At 54.9% G+C, this 15,491-nt stretch carries 16 protein-coding genes and 1 tRNA gene; 13 read left to right on the top strand and 4 right to left on the bottom strand.

Annotated elements, in window-relative coordinates:
- From Q0949_RS09265 to Q0949_RS09255, 3 genes are all read left to right on the top strand, one after another.
- Nucleotides 1-248 (top strand): hypothetical protein (locus Q0949_RS09265; protein ID WP_299370811.1); only part of this gene is annotated, 248 nt, incomplete at its 5' end.
- A gap of 74 nt (nt 249-322) precedes the next feature.
- Complete coding sequence (locus Q0949_RS09260; protein WP_299370809.1) at nt 323-670, top strand: type II toxin-antitoxin system RelE/ParE family toxin; 348 nt, start codon at nt 323-325, stop codon at nt 668-670.
- Between the two features lies 1 nt (nt 671).
- On the top strand, nt 672-1,001 hold the full coding sequence (locus Q0949_RS09255) for a transcriptional regulator (RefSeq protein ID WP_299370806.1): 330 nt from the start codon (nt 672-674) through the stop codon (nt 999-1,001).
- 161 nt (nt 1,002-1,162) lie between these two features.
- On the opposite strand, the gene Q0949_RS09250 is transcribed toward Q0949_RS09255, so the two are convergent.
- Entirely contained in the window at nt 1,163-1,396 is a 234-nt protein-coding gene (locus Q0949_RS09250; RefSeq protein ID WP_091428958.1) for a helix-turn-helix domain-containing protein, read from the bottom strand.
- Nucleotides 1,397-1,516: 120 nt separating this feature from the next.
- On the opposite strand from Q0949_RS09250, the gene hsdR reads away from it, so the two are divergent.
- The 5 genes from hsdR to Q0949_RS09225 all read left to right on the top strand — a co-directional run bounded on the left by hsdR (nt 1,517) and on the right by Q0949_RS09225 (nt 9,772).
- The gene (gene hsdR, locus Q0949_RS09245; protein ID WP_299370802.1) at nt 1,517-3,871 is read left to right on the top strand and encodes an EcoAI/FtnUII family type I restriction enzme subunit R; all 2,355 of its coding nucleotides are present in this window, start codon (nt 1,517-1,519) and stop codon (nt 3,869-3,871) included.
- Nucleotides 3,872-5,350: a class I SAM-dependent DNA methyltransferase gene (locus Q0949_RS09240; RefSeq protein WP_299370800.1), complete on the top strand. Its 1,479-nt coding sequence runs from the start codon at nt 3,872-3,874 to the stop codon at nt 5,348-5,350. It abuts the gene before it with no gap.
- Nucleotides 5,347-7,089 carry a restriction endonuclease subunit S gene (locus tag Q0949_RS09235; protein WP_299370798.1) on the top strand — a complete coding sequence of 581 codons (1,743 nt, stop codon included), beginning with the start codon at nt 5,347-5,349 and terminating at the stop codon, nt 7,087-7,089. The genes Q0949_RS09240 and Q0949_RS09235 overlap by 4 nt, the downstream gene beginning before the upstream one ends.
- A 64-nt stretch (nt 7,090-7,153) precedes the next feature.
- A complete protein-coding gene (locus Q0949_RS09230; protein WP_299370796.1) occupies nt 7,154-7,915 on the top strand; it encodes a hypothetical protein in 762 nt (253 codons plus the stop codon).
- A gap of 9 nt (nt 7,916-7,924) precedes the next feature.
- The gene (locus Q0949_RS09225; protein WP_299370794.1) at nt 7,925-9,772 is read left to right on the top strand and encodes an AAA family ATPase; all 1,848 of its coding nucleotides are present in this window, start codon (nt 7,925-7,927) and stop codon (nt 9,770-9,772) included.
- A 9-nt stretch (nt 9,773-9,781) separates the two neighbouring features.
- Here Q0949_RS09225 and Q0949_RS09220 read toward each other — a convergent pair whose 3' ends face one another.
- Both Q0949_RS09220 and Q0949_RS09215 read right to left on the bottom strand, forming a co-directional pair.
- Nucleotides 9,782-10,051 (bottom strand): hypothetical protein, encoded by a 270-nt coding sequence (locus tag Q0949_RS09220; protein ID WP_299370791.1) that lies wholly within the window; start codon nt 10,049-10,051, stop codon nt 9,782-9,784.
- Nucleotides 10,052-10,064: 13 nt separating this feature from the next.
- Nucleotides 10,065-10,472: a helix-turn-helix transcriptional regulator gene (locus tag Q0949_RS09215; RefSeq protein ID WP_299370789.1), complete on the bottom strand. Its 408-nt coding sequence runs from the start codon at nt 10,470-10,472 to the stop codon at nt 10,065-10,067.
- A gap of 293 nt (nt 10,473-10,765) precedes the next feature.
- On the opposite strand from Q0949_RS09215, the gene Q0949_RS09210 reads away from it, so the two are divergent.
- Nucleotides 10,766-10,981: a hypothetical protein gene (locus tag Q0949_RS09210; RefSeq protein ID WP_299370787.1), complete on the top strand. Its 216-nt coding sequence runs from the start codon at nt 10,766-10,768 to the stop codon at nt 10,979-10,981.
- Between the two features lie 47 nt (nt 10,982-11,028).
- Complete coding sequence (locus Q0949_RS09205) at nt 11,029-11,994, top strand: tyrosine-type recombinase/integrase (protein WP_299370785.1); 966 nt, start codon at nt 11,029-11,031, stop codon at nt 11,992-11,994.
- Nucleotides 11,995-12,080: 86 nt separating this feature from the next.
- On the opposite strand, the gene Q0949_RS09200 is transcribed toward Q0949_RS09205, so the two are convergent.
- A tRNA-Cys gene (locus tag Q0949_RS09200) sits at nt 12,081-12,154 on the bottom strand.
- Nucleotides 12,155-12,307: 153 nt separating this feature from the next.
- Here Q0949_RS09200 and Q0949_RS09195 point away from each other — a divergent pair.
- From Q0949_RS09195 to Q0949_RS09185, 3 genes are all read left to right on the top strand, one after another.
- Entirely contained in the window at nt 12,308-12,961 is a 654-nt protein-coding gene (locus Q0949_RS09195) for a protein-L-isoaspartate O-methyltransferase (RefSeq protein WP_299370783.1), read from the top strand.
- A gap of 75 nt (nt 12,962-13,036) precedes the next feature.
- Complete coding sequence (locus Q0949_RS09190; protein WP_299370782.1) at nt 13,037-14,440, top strand: TolC family outer membrane protein; 1,404 nt, start codon at nt 13,037-13,039, stop codon at nt 14,438-14,440.
- Between the two features lie 75 nt (nt 14,441-14,515).
- Nucleotides 14,516-15,490: a hypothetical protein gene (locus Q0949_RS09185; protein WP_299370780.1), complete on the top strand. Its 975-nt coding sequence runs from the start codon at nt 14,516-14,518 to the stop codon at nt 15,488-15,490.
- The last annotated feature ends 1 nt before the right edge of the window (nt 15,491 follow it).

The following is a 15,491-nucleotide window of genomic DNA, read 5'->3' as shown; positions in this document are numbered from 1 at the left end:
TGGTGACGGCTTGCGAAACCTCAGCAAAGGAATTGAGCGGGTTAGAGGAACGCTCGACGACCAAGATGCAGAGCCAGCTGGATGGTATCGCACAATGCGTGACGTTGCTGGTACGTTCGCAAGCCGTATCAATGAAAGCATTGCGTGGATTGTTGAACGAGGAAGCGAGCTACGCGACGCTGGACGAACAGTTGAGCAGGAGCTTGAGCTTAGCGAGGGACGCCGAAGAGAGGCTGAGACAGAGCTAGAAGCGCGGGAGGTCGAGATAGACCGGGGGATGACGCATTGATGATGCCAAACCGATTGACAAATGGTAACGTATATGTCACCAATAACGCCACTGAATGAGCTTGTTGTCTATGTCACCGAGGCGGGGAAAACGCCGTTTGAAGATTGGTTCAATGGTCTGGATACAGCGGCAGCATTGAAGGTGCGAACGGCGCTTGCACGGATCGAGACTGGAAACCTTGGCGACGTGAAGCCAGTCGGGCAAGGCGTGTCAGAGCGGCGCATCACCTTCGGCCCCGGCTACCGCGTCTATTTTGGCAAGGACGGCGATACGCTAGTGATCTTGCTCTGCGGCGGCACGAAGAAGCGCCAGTCGAAAGACATCGAGCAGGCCAAAGCATATTGGGACGACTACAAGGCCCGCAAAGAGAAAGGCGACTGACATGCCACTGACGAAAGACTTCAAAGACACGATCAAAGCCCGCGCTGAGCGCGATCCTGAGTTTCGGGCGGGTCTGTTCCGCGAAGCCGTTGAGGCGATGCTCAGCGATGATCTGGAGACCGGCAAGGTGCTGCTGCGCGACTATGTGAACGCCACGGTGGGATTCGAGGCCTTGGCGCAAGACATGGACAAGGACCCCAAGAGCCTGATGCGAATGCTCAGCGCCAAGGGCAACCCGCGCGCGGATAATCTGCTGGCCATGGTTGCCCGCTTGAAGCAGCGTGAAGGCGTGTCTTTTTCCATCACCTCAAACGACAGACTACACGCGTAGCTTTTCGGTCAACCAAGCTAAGCTGGACAAGTCCCTTGTGATGTCATTGACGGCGAGGTCTCAATGCTGTGATCCGGGGACGGTGTGCGCACATCATCATTCAGCCAAAACGTTGATCAATAAGACAAAGCTTGGGTAATCAAGTCGATCATTCTAATGGGTTAGGCTCTTGATAGATTTGACTTCTTTCGAACTACGAGCTCAAGTTCGTTTGCTTCTAGCAAAGATAGTACTGTTTCTAACCTTACACCTTGATCACCATTTTCTACTTTTGAAACCGTTGCCTGCCGAAGGTCAGCGCGTTCCGCAATTTCAGCCTGAGTTGAGGCGGAAGCCTTTCTAGCTTCGGCGAGCAGAGCACCCAAGCGTTGCGGGCTAGAAATCAGACTATTCATCGCGCGTCCATTGCAGAAAAGATCACACTAGTCAGTATACGCTTTTGCGTATAATTGTATAGCCTAAGAACCTTCGCTTTGTACAACTTAACAAAGGGAATTTTGGAGTATTAGAAGCAAATGTCGCTGCCCCCTGGAGAGAAGAAGAAGCTCAGTGAGTCCGATATCTGCGACCTCTATATTACTCCGGCACTGAAGCGCGCTGGCTGGGATCAGTTTACCCAGATAAGGCGAGAAGTGACTTTGACGCCGGGGCCAATCATCGTCCGCGGTAACATGTCTTCCCGCAACAAGAAGAAAAAGAAATTTGCCGATTATGTCCTATCCTGGGAGCCGTCTCTTCCCGTGGCTGTATTGGAGGCCAAAGACAACAACCATTCTATAGGACACGGGATGCAGCAGGCGCTTAGCTACGCCGAGATCATGCAGATTCCAACGGCTTTCAGTTCAAATGGCGATGGTTTCGAACAACACAACAAGCACCCAAGCTCCGGCGAAGACATTGAAACATCTCTTTCTTTGACTGCGTTTCCAGACCCCCAAACCCTTTGGGCACGTTACAAATCGTTTCGTGGCATTGACGATGGTGAGCAAACCTTGCTCATGGAGCCGTACCATGATGACGGGTCGGGCAAAGAGCCGAGGTATTATCAGGCCGAAGCGATCAACCGCACCATTGAAGCTGTCGCCAAGGGCAAGAATCGAGTGCTATTGGTCATGGCGACCGGAACCGGCAAGACCTACACGACTTTTCAGATCATTTGGCGGCTTTGGAAGGCTGGTGCTGCAAAGCGCATTTTGTTTTTAGCTGATCGTAACATTCTTGTTGATCAGACTCTTGTGAATGACTTTAAGCCCTTTGGTTCAGTGATGACCAAAATTGGAAGTCGGAGAATTGATCCGTCTTATGAAATACACTTGGGTCTATATCAGTCACTCACGGGCCGTGAGGAAAGTGACAAGACGTTCAAGACCGTTTCCCCAGACTTCTTTGATTTGATCGTCGTAGATGAGTGTCATCGCGGAAGCGCATCTGAAAACTCGGAGTGGCGTGAGATCCTCGAGTATTTCAAGGGTGCCATACAGATTGGTTTGACGGCGACGCCAAAGGAAACCAAGGACGTTTCGAGCAGCACCTATTTTGGCGAACCAGCCTACACCTATAGCCTTAAACAAGGGATCGAAGACGGGTTTCTAGCGCCTTACAAAGTAGTGAAAATCGATATCGACAAGGATGTCGAGGGGTGGACCCCGCCACCCGGCGCCATCGATGATCTCGGCAACCCGCTTGAAGACCGACAGTACAACCAGAAAGACATGGATCGTCTTCTGGTGCTTAACCAACGCACCAAGCTGGTTGCCGCGAGGGTTATGCAGCTTCTCAACGCGACTAACCCTTTCAGCAAGACCATCATCTTTTGCGAAGACATTGACCACGCCGAGCGGATGCGCAAGGCAATCGTAAACGCTGCCGGCCAGATCGCGATCGATAATCCTCAGTATGTCCGGCGTATCACCGGCGATACTAAGGAGGATGGCAAAGCCGATTTGGACAATTTCATCGACCCGGAAAGCAAGTTTCCCGTCATTGCGACAACATCGGAAATGCTTACCACTGGCGTAGATGCGAAGACCTGCAAGCTGATAGTCCTCGATAAAACGATCACATCCATGACCACCTTCAAGCAAATCATTGGGCGGGGAACCCGCGTCGATGAGGAGCATGGCAAGTGGTACTTCACCATCATGGACTTCAAAAAGGCCACGGAGCTTTTCAACGACCCAGACTTTGACGGGGAAGCGGTCGTTATCTACGAGCCAGGCAATGATGATCCGCCCGAACCTCCTGATCCCCCAATTGATCCGGAGGACGATCATTTGGAACCGCCAGATAGTACTGGAATAACCAAACTAGTCGTCAGCGGCGTCGAAGTGGAGATCATTGCGGAACGCGTCAGCTTCATCGGTCCCGACGGTGCTTTGATCACGGAATCTTACAGGGAATTCGCGCGGAAACAGATTTTGACCGAGTTTTCGTCCTTGGACGACTTCATCCGCAAGTGGAACGACGCAGACAAGAAGGCCGCGATCATCCAGGAGCTGGAGGAGCATGGCATCTTGTTGGAGAACTTGGCCGAAGAGGTCGGCAAGGATTTCGGCGATTTCGACCTGCTCTGCCACATCGCATACGACCAGCCGCCTCTCACGCGCGCGGAGCGGGCCAACAACGTCAAGAAGCGCAACTACTTCACAAAATACGGAGACGAGGCCCGCAAGGTCTTGTCGGCGCTTCTGGACAAGTATGCGGACGAAGGTGTGCGCACGATCGAGGACGCCCGCGTCTTGCGTCTTGACCCCTTCGATGAAATTGGAACACCGGTCGAGATCATCCGCGATGTGTTCGGCGGCAAAGAACAATACGAACAAGCCGTTAGAGAGCTTGAGCAACAGATATACAGACAGGCGGACGGATAAATGGGTGATCTTACCAGCATCATCAAGGCAATTCAGGACATCATGCGCAAAGACGTGGGTGTCGATGGTGATGCGCAGCGCATCGGCCAGATGGTGTGGATGTTCTTCCTGAAGATTCTCGATGACCGCGAACAGGAACTTGAACTCATTGATGATGACTTCGTGTCGGCACTTCCCGACCACCTAAGGTGGCGCAATTGGGCGGGCGGGCGTGAAGGCCTGACCGGCGAAGGTCTGTTTGACTTTGTGCAAGATACGCTCTTTCCAAAGCTGAAGGCCCCCGTGAAGACGCAAGGCCCGCAGCGAGAACAGGCGCTCATCATCCAGCGCGTCTTCGAGAACGCATACAACTACATGAAATCCGGCACGTTGCTGCGCCAGGTCATCAACAAGATCAACGAGGTCGATTTCAATAACCGCGAAGACTGGCACACCTTTGGCGGTATCTATGAGCAAATCCTGCGCGACCTGCAAAGCGCGGGCAACGCTGGCGAATTCTACACGCCTCGCGCCGTCACTCGCTTCATCGTGAACCGAGTTGACCCAAAGCTGGATGAGGTCGTCTTTGACCCAGCCTGTGGGACCGGGGGCTTCCTGACATGCGCGATTGACCACAAGAAAGAGCACTACGCCAAAACCAGCAAAGACCGCCAGCAGCTCGCCAAGACCATCAAGGGCGTTGAGAAAAAGCCGCTGCCCTACATGCTCTGCATGACCAACATGATCCTGCATGGGATCGACAGCCCCTCAAACATCCGCCTCGATAACACGTTGGCCAAACCCTACCGCGACTATGGCGATAAGGATCGCGTGCACTGCATCATCACCAACCCGCCCTTTGGTGGGATCGAGGAAGACGGGATCGAGCAGAATTTCCCAGCAGGCCTGCGCACCCGTGAAACCGCTGATCTTTTCATCGCGGTCATCATCAAGCTGCTCAAGAAACACGGCCGCGCTGCGGTCGTCCTGCCTGATGGCTTTCTGTTTGGCGAAGGCACGAAGACACGGCTGAAAGAGTCACTTTTGACTGAGTGCAATCTGCACACCATTGTCCGCCTGCCCAACGGAGTCTTCAACCCATACACGGGCATTAAGACCAACATCCTGTTCTTTACCAAGGGTGAACCGACGAAGGACGTCTGGTTCTACGAACACCCTTACCCAGAAGGTGTGAAAAACTACAACAAATCCAAGCCCATGCAGTTCGCGGAGTTCCAGCCCGAGATCGACTGGTGGGGGGATGAGGCCGATGGGTTCAAGGCACGCGAGGAAACCAATCAGGCGTGGAAGCGTAGCGTTGAGTACTTCGAACAGCGTGGTTTCAACTTCGACGACAAGAACCCCTTTGAGGCGGCGAAGACGGACCATGACCCCGACAAGCTGTTGAAAGACTATCGGGAAGCGCAGAATGACATTCAGAAGCTGCGCGACCAGTTGAAGGACATTCTGTCAAATGCACTGAACGGAGCTCGCCCGTGACGGATGTGAACCAACTCATCACCGACCATCTGGATATCTGGGTGGCGGCGACAGAGAAGAAATCCAGCGCGGGCCGTGGGAATGGTGGTGCAACCAGCCTCTACGGAATCCAGAGGCTGCGCGAATTGATCCTGGAACTGGCAGTACGAGGAAAGCTGGTGCCACAGGATCAAGACGAGGAGCCTGCTGACGGCTTGCTTGACCGGCTGCATTTCCAGCAGTCTCAAATGTTTGCTAAGGGCTTCATTAAGAAGCCTAAACCCCTTGCAAAGATCACCAAGACAGAGATTCCCTTTGAGCTTCCGCGTGGCTGGACGTGGTGTCGAGTATCTCAGCTTGGTCACGATTGGGGGCAGAAGGTTCCAAAAGGCCAATTTACCTACATCGACGTTGGTTCCATTAACAAAGAGCTAGGACTGGTATCTGAGCCAACGGTTCTTGAGGCGAGCAAAGCGCCATCGCGGGCACGCAAGCTGGTTCGGAATGGGACCGTAGTCTATTCCACAGTTCGCCCATATCTGCTGAATATTGCGGTGATCACAGAGACCTTTGAACCTGAACCGATCGCGAGCACCGCCTTCGCTATCGTTCATCCATTCGACGGAATTTCGGCCTCTTACCTATATCGCTATTTCCGCTCGCCGACCTTCATATCGTATGTGGAAGGGTGCCAGACCGGTATCGCCTATCCGGCCATCAACGACAAACAATTCTTCTCTGGCTTGGTGCCGCTCCCCCCAACCGAAGAACAACTCCGCATCGTGGCCAAGGTGGATGAGCTGATGGCGCTGTGTGATGCGTTGGAGCATCAGGCCGAGGACAGCCTCAAGGCGCATCAAACCCTCGTAGAAACCTGCCTCGCCACCCTCACCAACAGCCAATCCCACGAAGAGCTCACCCAAAACTGGACCCGCATCGAAGCCCACTTCGACACGCTGTTTACTACTGAGGATAGTCTTAGCTCACTTTGGAAAATCATTTTAAAGTTAGCCATTAGAGGAAGCTTGGTGCCTCAGAACGAAACGGAGGGATCGGCTTCGCAACTTCTTCGAAGCATCGCAGCCAAAAAAGAAGTACTAATCTCTAACGGACGCCTGCGAAAATCAAAAGCACTCAAAGTCATCAATGAAGACGAAGCTCCCTTTACCCTGCCTAACGGTTGGGCTTGGTCTAGGCTGAACGATTTCATTGATGTTCGAGATGGAACTCACGACAGCCCCAAAGATGCAAATGGAACCAACACATTTCCGCTCGTAACAAGCAAGAACTTCAAAAACGGCGACATTGATTTTGACTCAGCGAGAAGAATTTCTGCCGCAGATCATTTCGAGATTTCGAAGCGCTCTCGCGTTGAACAGGATGACATCTTGTTCTCAATGATTGGTGGAAACTTGGGAAACCAAGTAATGGTCCGAACTGATGAGGTCTTTAGCGTTAAGAACGTGGCCCTTTTTAAATACTACGACAAGACCCAGAGCATTCCTGAGTTTGTAAAGCTATACATGGAAAACTTGGCCGTCGATTTGCAGTCACAAGCATCAGGTGGTGCACAGCCGTTTGTTTCATTGGGGTTTTTGCGGAATCTCATGATCGGTGTGCCAACGATCGAGGAACAGGAAAGAATTGTTGCAAAAGCGCGAGAACTGGAACGATTGATCGAACTGACAAGAGGCAGAATTTCTATTTCTACAGCAAGCTCAGTTGAGCTCGCTGACACCCTTACCTCGAAAATTCATTGAGAAAACATGCGCTTAAAATCAATTGAATCGATAGGTCCGAGAAACCTTTGCAAACGAGCCATCGATGCCTTGGCCTGACTTCACTGAGCTGACCTTCGGTTTCGCTTTCCTGCGTGAATTGGAGCAAAACTACGTGCTTGGTGGTAAGTTCCCCAAGGCTCCTGACTTCATCAGCCAAGGCGCAGAGGCGACGAAGGGCTATGACGTCGAGGTCACCCTCGATGGCTCAACGCCTGTCTTTATCCAGCTGAAGCGCTCCTACGTTCTAGTGCGCAACAGCGCACGCGAGATACAGGACGGCCTCTATGCTGATCCGAAAGTCTATCGCATGAACCTGCACAAGAACGGTAAGTACCGCCAACACAAGGCCCTGCAAGGGCTCGAAGCGCTCGGCAACGCCGTCTTCTACGTGACCAGCCAGATACACACACCCAAGGAGTTCTCAGACGCCTACAGCGCCGGAACGGTCGTGTCGCAGGCCTCGGCCATGTTCGCGCCCAATGAGATCGTTTTGCCGGACGACACGAAGGATCATCACGTCAGCTTCAAGCCGAACGATAGCTTCGGTTACGTGTACTCCAAAGAACCGCATCAGTTTGAACGAAAGTTTCAGAGCTTTGATAGCTGGCTTCCGACTGTTGGGCGGCGCGGACAAAGTGCGAAAGAGAACCGGCAACTGCTTGAAAAGACGGTTAAGTTCTTGAAAAAGAAACGAAGGCCGCGTGATCCGGTTCGCCAAATGATCCGCGACCAGCCACTCGAAGCCCAAGCCGCGATCCTCGCCTATTTTATTCTCGACGCCCAACTGACCTTCGTGAAGACATAGGGGAAATCTATGCGCCTAAAATCTGTCTGGATCAGCGAATATAAGAACCTTCACGACTTCACGCTCACCTTTGACGGCGACAGCTTCCTCGACATCTTCGTCGGCAAGAACGGCACGGGTAAGTCCAACTTTTTCGAGGCCCTGGTGGAGATCTTCAACTTCGTCTTTGCCTCGATGAAGCGGCGCAGCGAGATCAGTTTCGACTTCGATCTGTTCTACGAGATCGATGGTGGTGACGTGCGCGTATGTCGTGAGGGTGGCCAGTTGCAGGTCAACGGAGCGAACCGTTCGAAAATCGCCGACGCGCTGACACCCGACAACGTTATCATCTACTATTCCGGTCACAGCGACAAAATCACGTCTACCGTAGATCAGTACTCCCGGGCCTACGCCCGCCGGAACCGCAAATGGACCGGCGAGGAGGCGCGGGAGTTCATCAGCATCGGCGCGGAGTACAAGGAGATGCTGCTTTCGATCCTGTTAATGCAGCCCGACGATTGTGCGGCCCGTCGCTACATCTGCCAGAAGCTGGGGATCGAGGTCACGTCTGAAACCGTCACGCTTCGGCTTTCGCCGCCCAGGTTTAAGCACAGCGATGTCGAAGTTGGCGATGTGGCTTCGTTCCTATGGGGGGCGAAGGGCCAATCACTCGTTTTCGTTGAACGGTTGCTCAACTGTGTTAGGGGCGAGTTCACACGAGACTCGATTTATGACCGTGGGCAAGATCGATATACTATCCGCATTAATCTTGAGCTCTTCCGTGAAGAGTTTGCCGACGCGTCGTCGTCTGATCTTTTTCGCCAATTCGACAACCTTAAAACACTTGGCATGTTTGAGGGCTTGTCCATTCCGATCGGTTTGGGCGACGGAAGGCCGATCCTTGTCGGAGATTTTAGCGACGGCCAGTTCCAATCCGTTTACATTTTTGCCATCACGGAATTCTTCAAGGACCGTAACTGCATCACTCTCCTCGATGAACCAGACTCCTTTCTGCACCCGGAGTGGCAATTTAGTTTTCTTAAGCAGGTAGAAGACATTGCGGCCACCGAAGCCGCGCAAACCAATCACGTTCTACTCAGCAGTCACAGTGCTTCGACGATCGTCGAGGCCAATGAACCGCAGATACGCCTTTTTGAGATTGCGGATGGCAACGTCTCGGCGGTGCAGCGTGATAAAGCGGCAGTAGTCCAGTCACTCTCGGCTGGCCTAATTACGTTTAGTGAGCGTGAGGCGCGCCTCAACATTTACCACAATCTCAAGAACACCAATGGGCCAGTACTCATGGTTGAGGGGGTAACGGACGAAATCATCTTCGAAACGGCTTGGCGCAAGTTGTATGGAGCAGAGGTGAACCGGCCCTTTGAGATATTGAGCGCATTTTCTTGCACGACACTTGGCCGTTTGATGCGAAGCAATGAATTCTACCAAGACAATCAGGGGCGCAAAATTTTTGCGTTGTACGATTGGGATGAAGCTTACAACGAATGGAACATGAACCACAGTCAAGTTGTGCAAGGCAATGTTTCGCGTTGTTTGACCAAGAAGCGGAATGGAGTGGACGGCTACAATCTGATGTTGCCAGTTTCCGAGGAACATAGCTGCTACGGACAAGTTGTGAACGCAGCCACCAGAGAGCACTATAAAAGCAAGTCAAGTTTTCCTATGGAGCTGCTTTTTCGTGACGCGCCTGGAGTAGGCGCACATTTTGAAACCGATCCGACGCGCCCCGGCGATTGTCAGCGCTTCAAGGGTGACAAGGCAACCTTTGCTAAGGAAATAGTTCCCGCTCTACCGCCTGCGGCGTTTGAGCCCGCCAGACCCGTTTTTGACTTTATCCTGCATACTATCGGCCAATAGTAGCCAAAGCTACTCTTCGCCATAGAAATAGAACTTACGTCGCGAGACGTCGCTGTTTTTCAGCAGTATTTTCCATAGCGCTTCACCAATAAATGCGAGGATAGCCCCAGCAACACAAAGGTGAAGCAGGAACAGGGTGTAGATGTCCCAAAAGTTGCCTGTTTCAGAGCGGTAGGAAATGAAGCCAACGCAGGCGATCACCAAAAGGAAAATTCCCATCACGCGCAAAGAATTGGCGAATTTGTTGATTGGCGTCTTTGGGTCTTTCAAATGTTTCATCGGGTTGTCTGCCTTAGCCTATGGCCGAAAAGAACAGCTTTGCCTCACTTTGCGGCGAGGTACCCTTCGAAAGGGCTTGCTCAAAGATGTAATGGGTGAACTTTTGTATTTCCGCGCTGGAAAACGTCCTCTTGGTCGTCTGCGCGTGATCAAACACAGCCTGCGCGGTTTCCCCGGCTAAACGAGCGGACTGCTCACTGTCAGGCATGGAGCTTCCATACACCAGCCACATGAGGTTCTTGTCGAACTCTTCGCAAAACTTGACTGCGATAGAGAGTGGCAGCTCCCGTTTTTCAAGCTCGTAATTCTTATAAGATTTGTCAGCGATCCCCAGGATCGCTGCGACTTTGTTTTGAGGATAGCCGAGCTGACTGCGTACGCTCAGCATCCTTTGGCCAATTCCAATCAATACAGTTGACATTCGGACAAATGTTCCCATATTTGGACTTACGTAACCTTTTGTTGCGTATTCTTTCTATTGATATCACTAAATGCCAAAGAGGAAAGAACTATGGACGATTGTTCCCTGCTTACCCCGAGAGAATTGGCAGCTCATAGTGGCTGGCCTGAGAAGCGGATTAGGAAGTTGATAGCCACCAGAAGCATTCGATTCCTCAAGAACGGGACTAATTTCCTACTGCCGCAGGACGCGGTTCAGGACTACATCGCGCGGAATATGGTGGAACCTGACGAGCGTTCGGGCGCGAGCAAGCCATGAGCCGGGCAGAGCAAACGCCCATCATGGCCAGCGAGACCACCGCAGCCCGCTTGCTCGATCTGCGCACGAACGAGTTCAAGGCTTTGGTCGATGAAGGTCACCTACCGCCGGGGCATGAAATTGCGCCGGGCGTTGTTCGTTGGGATACTGAAACGCTCAAGCGAATTTCAGGTGGGGATGTGACAGGATTATGGGATCAAATTCAGTGGTAGGCCGACGCAAGAAGTACCTTTGGCAGCATCCGTCTGGCCGTTGGTACGTGCGCAAGAGCGTCAACGGCAAGATGTTCTATCTGGGGCGGATTACGGCGGAGGAAGGCACGGCTGAGTTCGACCAGCAGTATTGGGAGATTGTCAGCGGGAAAAAGGCGGTCGCCAAGACGTCATGGACCGCATTGATAGATGCTCTGCGCGAGACGGGCAAATGGGCGGGATATTCGCCCCGTTATCGAAGCGACCTTGAGCAAGTCTTTGAATATTTGACTGAAAAGATAGGGCGGGCTGACGTGGCACGCCTTACCCAAGCCGACATTTACGATGCGATGGATAAGAACAGGCATCGCGTCCGCTTTGCCAATTACATCCCGACTGCGATTAGCATGCTATCCAAGCTGGCGATCCGTAGGCGGTGGCGCAAAGACAATCCTGCGATTGATATCGAGCCGCTCAGAGTTCCCAAGGACCGCCAGAAGCCGCATTTGCCTTGGACAGATCGGGCGGTGGAAAAGATGCGCGAAGAGGGCGAGCCATTGCCCCGCCTGATTTTCGAGATTGGCGTTGGAAGTGTGCAGCGCCCTGGCGACTGGGTAGATTTTCAATGGGGCGACTATGATGGCGACACCCTCAAGTTGCGTCAGAACAAGACAAACACAGCCCTTTCCCTGCCGTGTACGATTGCGCTCAAGGCGGCGCTGGACGAGGCGAAAGCTGATCTGGGGTTCGCGCCGCACCCATCGCGCCACATCCTAACCCGTGCTGATGGTTCGAAGATGGATTATCACGCGATGGCGCGCGTCATGGTGCGCGAACGTAAGCGGTTAGACCTGATGGCCCATGATCAGCATGCACTGCGATATCGCGGGGTGATGGAATTGGCGTGGGCAGGCTGCAGTGACGATGAAATCGCCAGCTACAGCGGCCATACGTCTAAAGCGATGATCATCAAATATGCGGGGGAAGCGCGGCAAATCATGCGGGCGCGGCAGGCAGCAGCAAAGCGCAAATGACCCCGAACAGAACAGGCACAGAACGTGAAACTGATACCAGAGGTGATAGCCAATGAGCGGAAAAATTCGTAACCCATTGATTTTATTGGAGGCGAGTACCGGAATCGAACCGGTGTACACGGATTTGCAATCCGCTGCGTCACCACTCCGCCAACTCGCCTTGTATGGTGCGAGAATGCCGATAGACCATTCGCACAACGCCTGCAAGTGGGGCTTGTGCAAAAGTCGGGCGTGCGGCGTCTAGCGCGTTGCTCCGTCGCGCGGGATGTGGCACATCTAGAGACAAGATTCTGAACGAACGAGTTTAGCTGCCATGACAGACTTTTCCGCCCGCCGCACAATGATGGTCGATACGCAGGTGCGGCCTTCTGATGTGACCAAGTTTCCGATTATCGATGCAATGCTGACCGTCAAGCGGGAGGACTTTGTTCCGGCGTCGAAACGGGACGCGGCCTATCTGGGGGAAAATCTCGATCTGGGCGGGGCGCGCGTCCTGCTGGATCCGCGCACCCTCGCCAAGATGCTGGACGCGCTGGACATCGAGAATGAGGAACTCGTGCTCGATGTGGCGGCGGGCTACGGCTATTCGTCTGCGGTGATCGCGCATATGGCCGCGGCGGTTGTTGCGCTGGATTCGGACGAGGACATGCTGCGCGAGGCTCAGGACACGCTGATGGCTGCGGGCATCGACAACGTCATCACGCAGGCAGGCCCGTTGCATGACGGCGCGGCCGAGCATGGCCCGTATGATGTGATCGTGGTCCAGGGCGGTGTGGCCCATGTCCCGGACGCGTTGGTGGCACAGCTCAAGGAAGGCGGGCGGATGGCCTGTATCTTCATGGATGGCGCGCTTGGCGAAGTGCGCGTCGGTTACAAAATGGACGACAGAATGTCGTGGCGCCGGTCGTTCAACGCGGGCGCTCCGATCCTGGAAGGGTTCGAAAGGCACGACATCTTCCAACTCTAGACAAACAGGCATGCGCCCACAGGTCATTGGCGCAAAATGCGGGGGACAGAGCAGATGGACAAAAGAGCAGGGCACATGAGGGTTTGGCGCGTGGCGCGTTCGGGACTGGCGGCATTGGCGTTCTCCGCGTCGATGGCCCAGGCGGACAGTCTGGCAGATGCGCTGGTCGGAGCCTACAGCCACAGCGGGGTCCTTGATCAGAACCGGGCGCTGCTGCGTGCCGCGGACGAAGATGTTGCCATCGCCTTGTCCACCTTGCGACCGATCATATCATGGTCCGGGGACGTGACCCGCCAGTTCGGCAATTCCACCACGGCGGCTTCGGGGTTCACAGCACGAGACATCGGCTCCACATCGGTGAGCCTTGGGCTCTCGGCAACGCTCCAGCTTTTTGACGGCGGTGCGGATGCGGCGCGTGCAGAGGCCACCAAGGAAACCGTTCTCGCGACCCGCGCGGGGCTGCTGAACATCGAACAGAACGTGTTGTTGCGCGCCGCGGTGGCCTATTTCAATGTCGGACGTCAGCAGGAATTTGTGTCCTTGCGCCAGAACAACCTGCGCCTGCTGCAACAGGAATTGCGTGCGGCGCAGGACCGGTTTGACGTGGGCGAGGTGACACGCACGGACGTGGCGCTGGCCGAAGCCGCCGTGGCCCAGGCCCGCAGTAACCTGGCCGACGCGCAACGGAACCTTGCGCAGGCCCGGGCGGAATATGCTAACGCGACAGGCCGCCAACCCGGTCGGCTTGCAGGACTGCCCCGACTGCCGAAAACCACGACGGATCTGGCAAACGCGCAGGCCGTGGCCGTGCGCAACCACCCCGAACTGGACCAGGCGCGCCACCAGATCAGTGCAAATGAACTGCTCGTGACTGCCGCAGGCGCCGACATGATGCCCAACATCACGCTGGAGGGGCGTCTTGGCGTCAGCGAAACCTTCGGGGATCAAACGAGCTCGGAAACCGGCAGCATCGGTTTGAACGTCTCGGGCCCGATCTACCGCGGTGGTGAGTTGACCGCGCGCGAACGCCGGGCGCTGGCGGTGCGCGACGCGTCGCGTGGCAACCTGCACAACGTGCGCCACAATGTGCAGCAGGGCGTGGTGAACGCGATCTCCGATCTTGTGGCCGCCCGGGCGAGCCTTTTGGCATCCGAACGCCAGATCCGCGCGGCGCGCGTGGCGTTCCGAGGTGTGCGCGAAGAGGCGACATTGGGCGCACGGACCACGCTGGACGTTCTGGACGCGGAACAGGATCTGCTCGACGCCGAAACAAACCGCATCTCGGCGCAGGCCGACCAGTATATCGCGGCCTATTCGGTGCTGGAATCCATGGGCCTTTTGACGGCGCAACGCTTGAAACTACCCGTGCAGATTTATGACCCTGCGGCCTATTACAATCTGGTCAAGGACGGTCCTGCCAAGCTGTCCAAACAGGGCAAGCAGTTGGACAATGTGATCCGCGCACTGCAAATCGATTAAGGTTTTCAGCACAGTATTGTGCGACTCTCACGCGCGGGGTAGACTGCGCGTTGAGGTTAAGAGTGGTACAATACAATGTCTGATCCGATGACCAACACCGAGGTGGAGGACGTTCTGGCGTCCATTCGTCGCCTGGTGTCCGATGACAAGCGGCCGGAGACCGAAGCCGAGGCAACCGCTTCCAGCGACAGGCTGGTGTTGACGCCGTCTCTCCGCGTGATGGAGCCTGAGGCCAAGGACGCCGAACCGGACGACGTGGATGTGTCACCCGAACCGGACATGGATGCGACCTCTGACCCGGAAACCGACAAGACCCCGGAAACCGACGAGGCCCCCGATCAAGACAAGGCACCCGATCAGGACGACGCCTTCGAAGGCGCCCAGATCATGCAGGCCGTCGAGAATATCGAAGCGGTTCTTGCAGATGACGATCGGGACGTGGTTGCCGAACAGCCTTCGGTCGATATCGAACAGATGTCCATTCACGAGGCCTTTGCCGCCGAAGACGCGCCAGAGGAGGTGGAAGACCACGATGCGAACGCCGCCACCGAAGATGTGGCGGAGCCCGAGGCAGATGACGCCTCCGGTGACGTTGAGGTGGACGCAGCCCCCGAGCATGAAGATGACGCGGACATCGAGGACTTGGACGCGCAGGCCGACAGTGCTCCCCAGGGGTTGAGCGAAAAGATTGCGGCACTGGAAACCCTGATCGGCAAACGCAGCGAAGAGTTTGAACCTGACGAGCCTGGCACCGATGCCTATGCCGGTACTGAACCGCCAACCATGGCGTGGGAAGACGCGGATGAGGCCCCGGCCTATGCCGCCTATACCGATGCGCAACGCGACGCACCCGAGCCCGACCTAGAAGAGGCGGCGCAGATCTTTTCCAGTGACGAGGACGTGCTGGACGAAGAGGCCCTGCGCGACCTGGTCAGCGACATCGTACGGCAAGAGTTGCAGGGTGCGCTGGGTGAACGGATTACGCGCAATGTGCGCAAACTGGTGCGCCGCGAGATCCACCGCGCGCTGGCGGCACAAGAACTCGATTGAT

Source organism: uncultured Tateyamaria sp. (assembly GCF_947487805.1).
Classification (GTDB): domain Bacteria; phylum Pseudomonadota; class Alphaproteobacteria; order Rhodobacterales; family Rhodobacteraceae; genus Tateyamaria.
This window is presented reverse-complemented; position numbering and strand designations above follow the sequence as displayed.

Excerpts from the sequence above, each read along its gene's own strand:
- Q0949_RS09225 (WP_299370794.1), top strand. The coding sequence starts at position 7,925 with ATGCGCCTAAAATCTGTCTGGATCAGCGAATATAAGAACCTTCACGAC.
- Q0949_RS09230 (WP_299370796.1), top strand. The coding sequence starts at position 7,154 with ATGCCTTGGCCTGACTTCACTGAGCTGACCTTCGGTTTCGCTTTCCTG.
- Q0949_RS09260 (WP_299370809.1), top strand. The coding sequence starts at position 323 with ATGTCACCAATAACGCCACTGAATGAGCTTGTTGTCTATGTCACCGAG.
- Q0949_RS09185 (WP_299370780.1), top strand. The coding sequence starts at position 14,516 with ATGTCTGATCCGATGACCAACACCGAGGTGGAGGACGTTCTGGCGTCC.
- Q0949_RS09195 (WP_299370783.1), top strand. The coding sequence starts at position 12,308 with ATGACAGACTTTTCCGCCCGCCGCACAATGATGGTCGATACGCAGGTG.
- Q0949_RS09220 (WP_299370791.1), bottom strand. The coding sequence starts at position 10,051 with ATGAAACATTTGAAAGACCCAAAGACGCCAATCAACAAATTCGCCAAT.
- Q0949_RS09210 (WP_299370787.1), top strand. The coding sequence starts at position 10,766 with ATGAGCCGGGCAGAGCAAACGCCCATCATGGCCAGCGAGACCACCGCA.
- Q0949_RS09215 (WP_299370789.1), bottom strand. The coding sequence starts at position 10,472 with ATGTCAACTGTATTGATTGGAATTGGCCAAAGGATGCTGAGCGTACGC.
- hsdR (WP_299370802.1), top strand. The coding sequence starts at position 1,517 with ATGTCGCTGCCCCCTGGAGAGAAGAAGAAGCTCAGTGAGTCCGATATC.
- Q0949_RS09250 (WP_091428958.1), bottom strand. The coding sequence starts at position 1,396 with ATGAATAGTCTGATTTCTAGCCCGCAACGCTTGGGTGCTCTGCTCGCC.
- Q0949_RS09240 (WP_299370800.1), top strand. The coding sequence starts at position 3,872 with ATGGGTGATCTTACCAGCATCATCAAGGCAATTCAGGACATCATGCGC.
- Q0949_RS09190 (WP_299370782.1), top strand. The coding sequence starts at position 13,037 with ATGAGGGTTTGGCGCGTGGCGCGTTCGGGACTGGCGGCATTGGCGTTC.
- Q0949_RS09255 (WP_299370806.1), top strand. The coding sequence starts at position 672 with ATGCCACTGACGAAAGACTTCAAAGACACGATCAAAGCCCGCGCTGAG.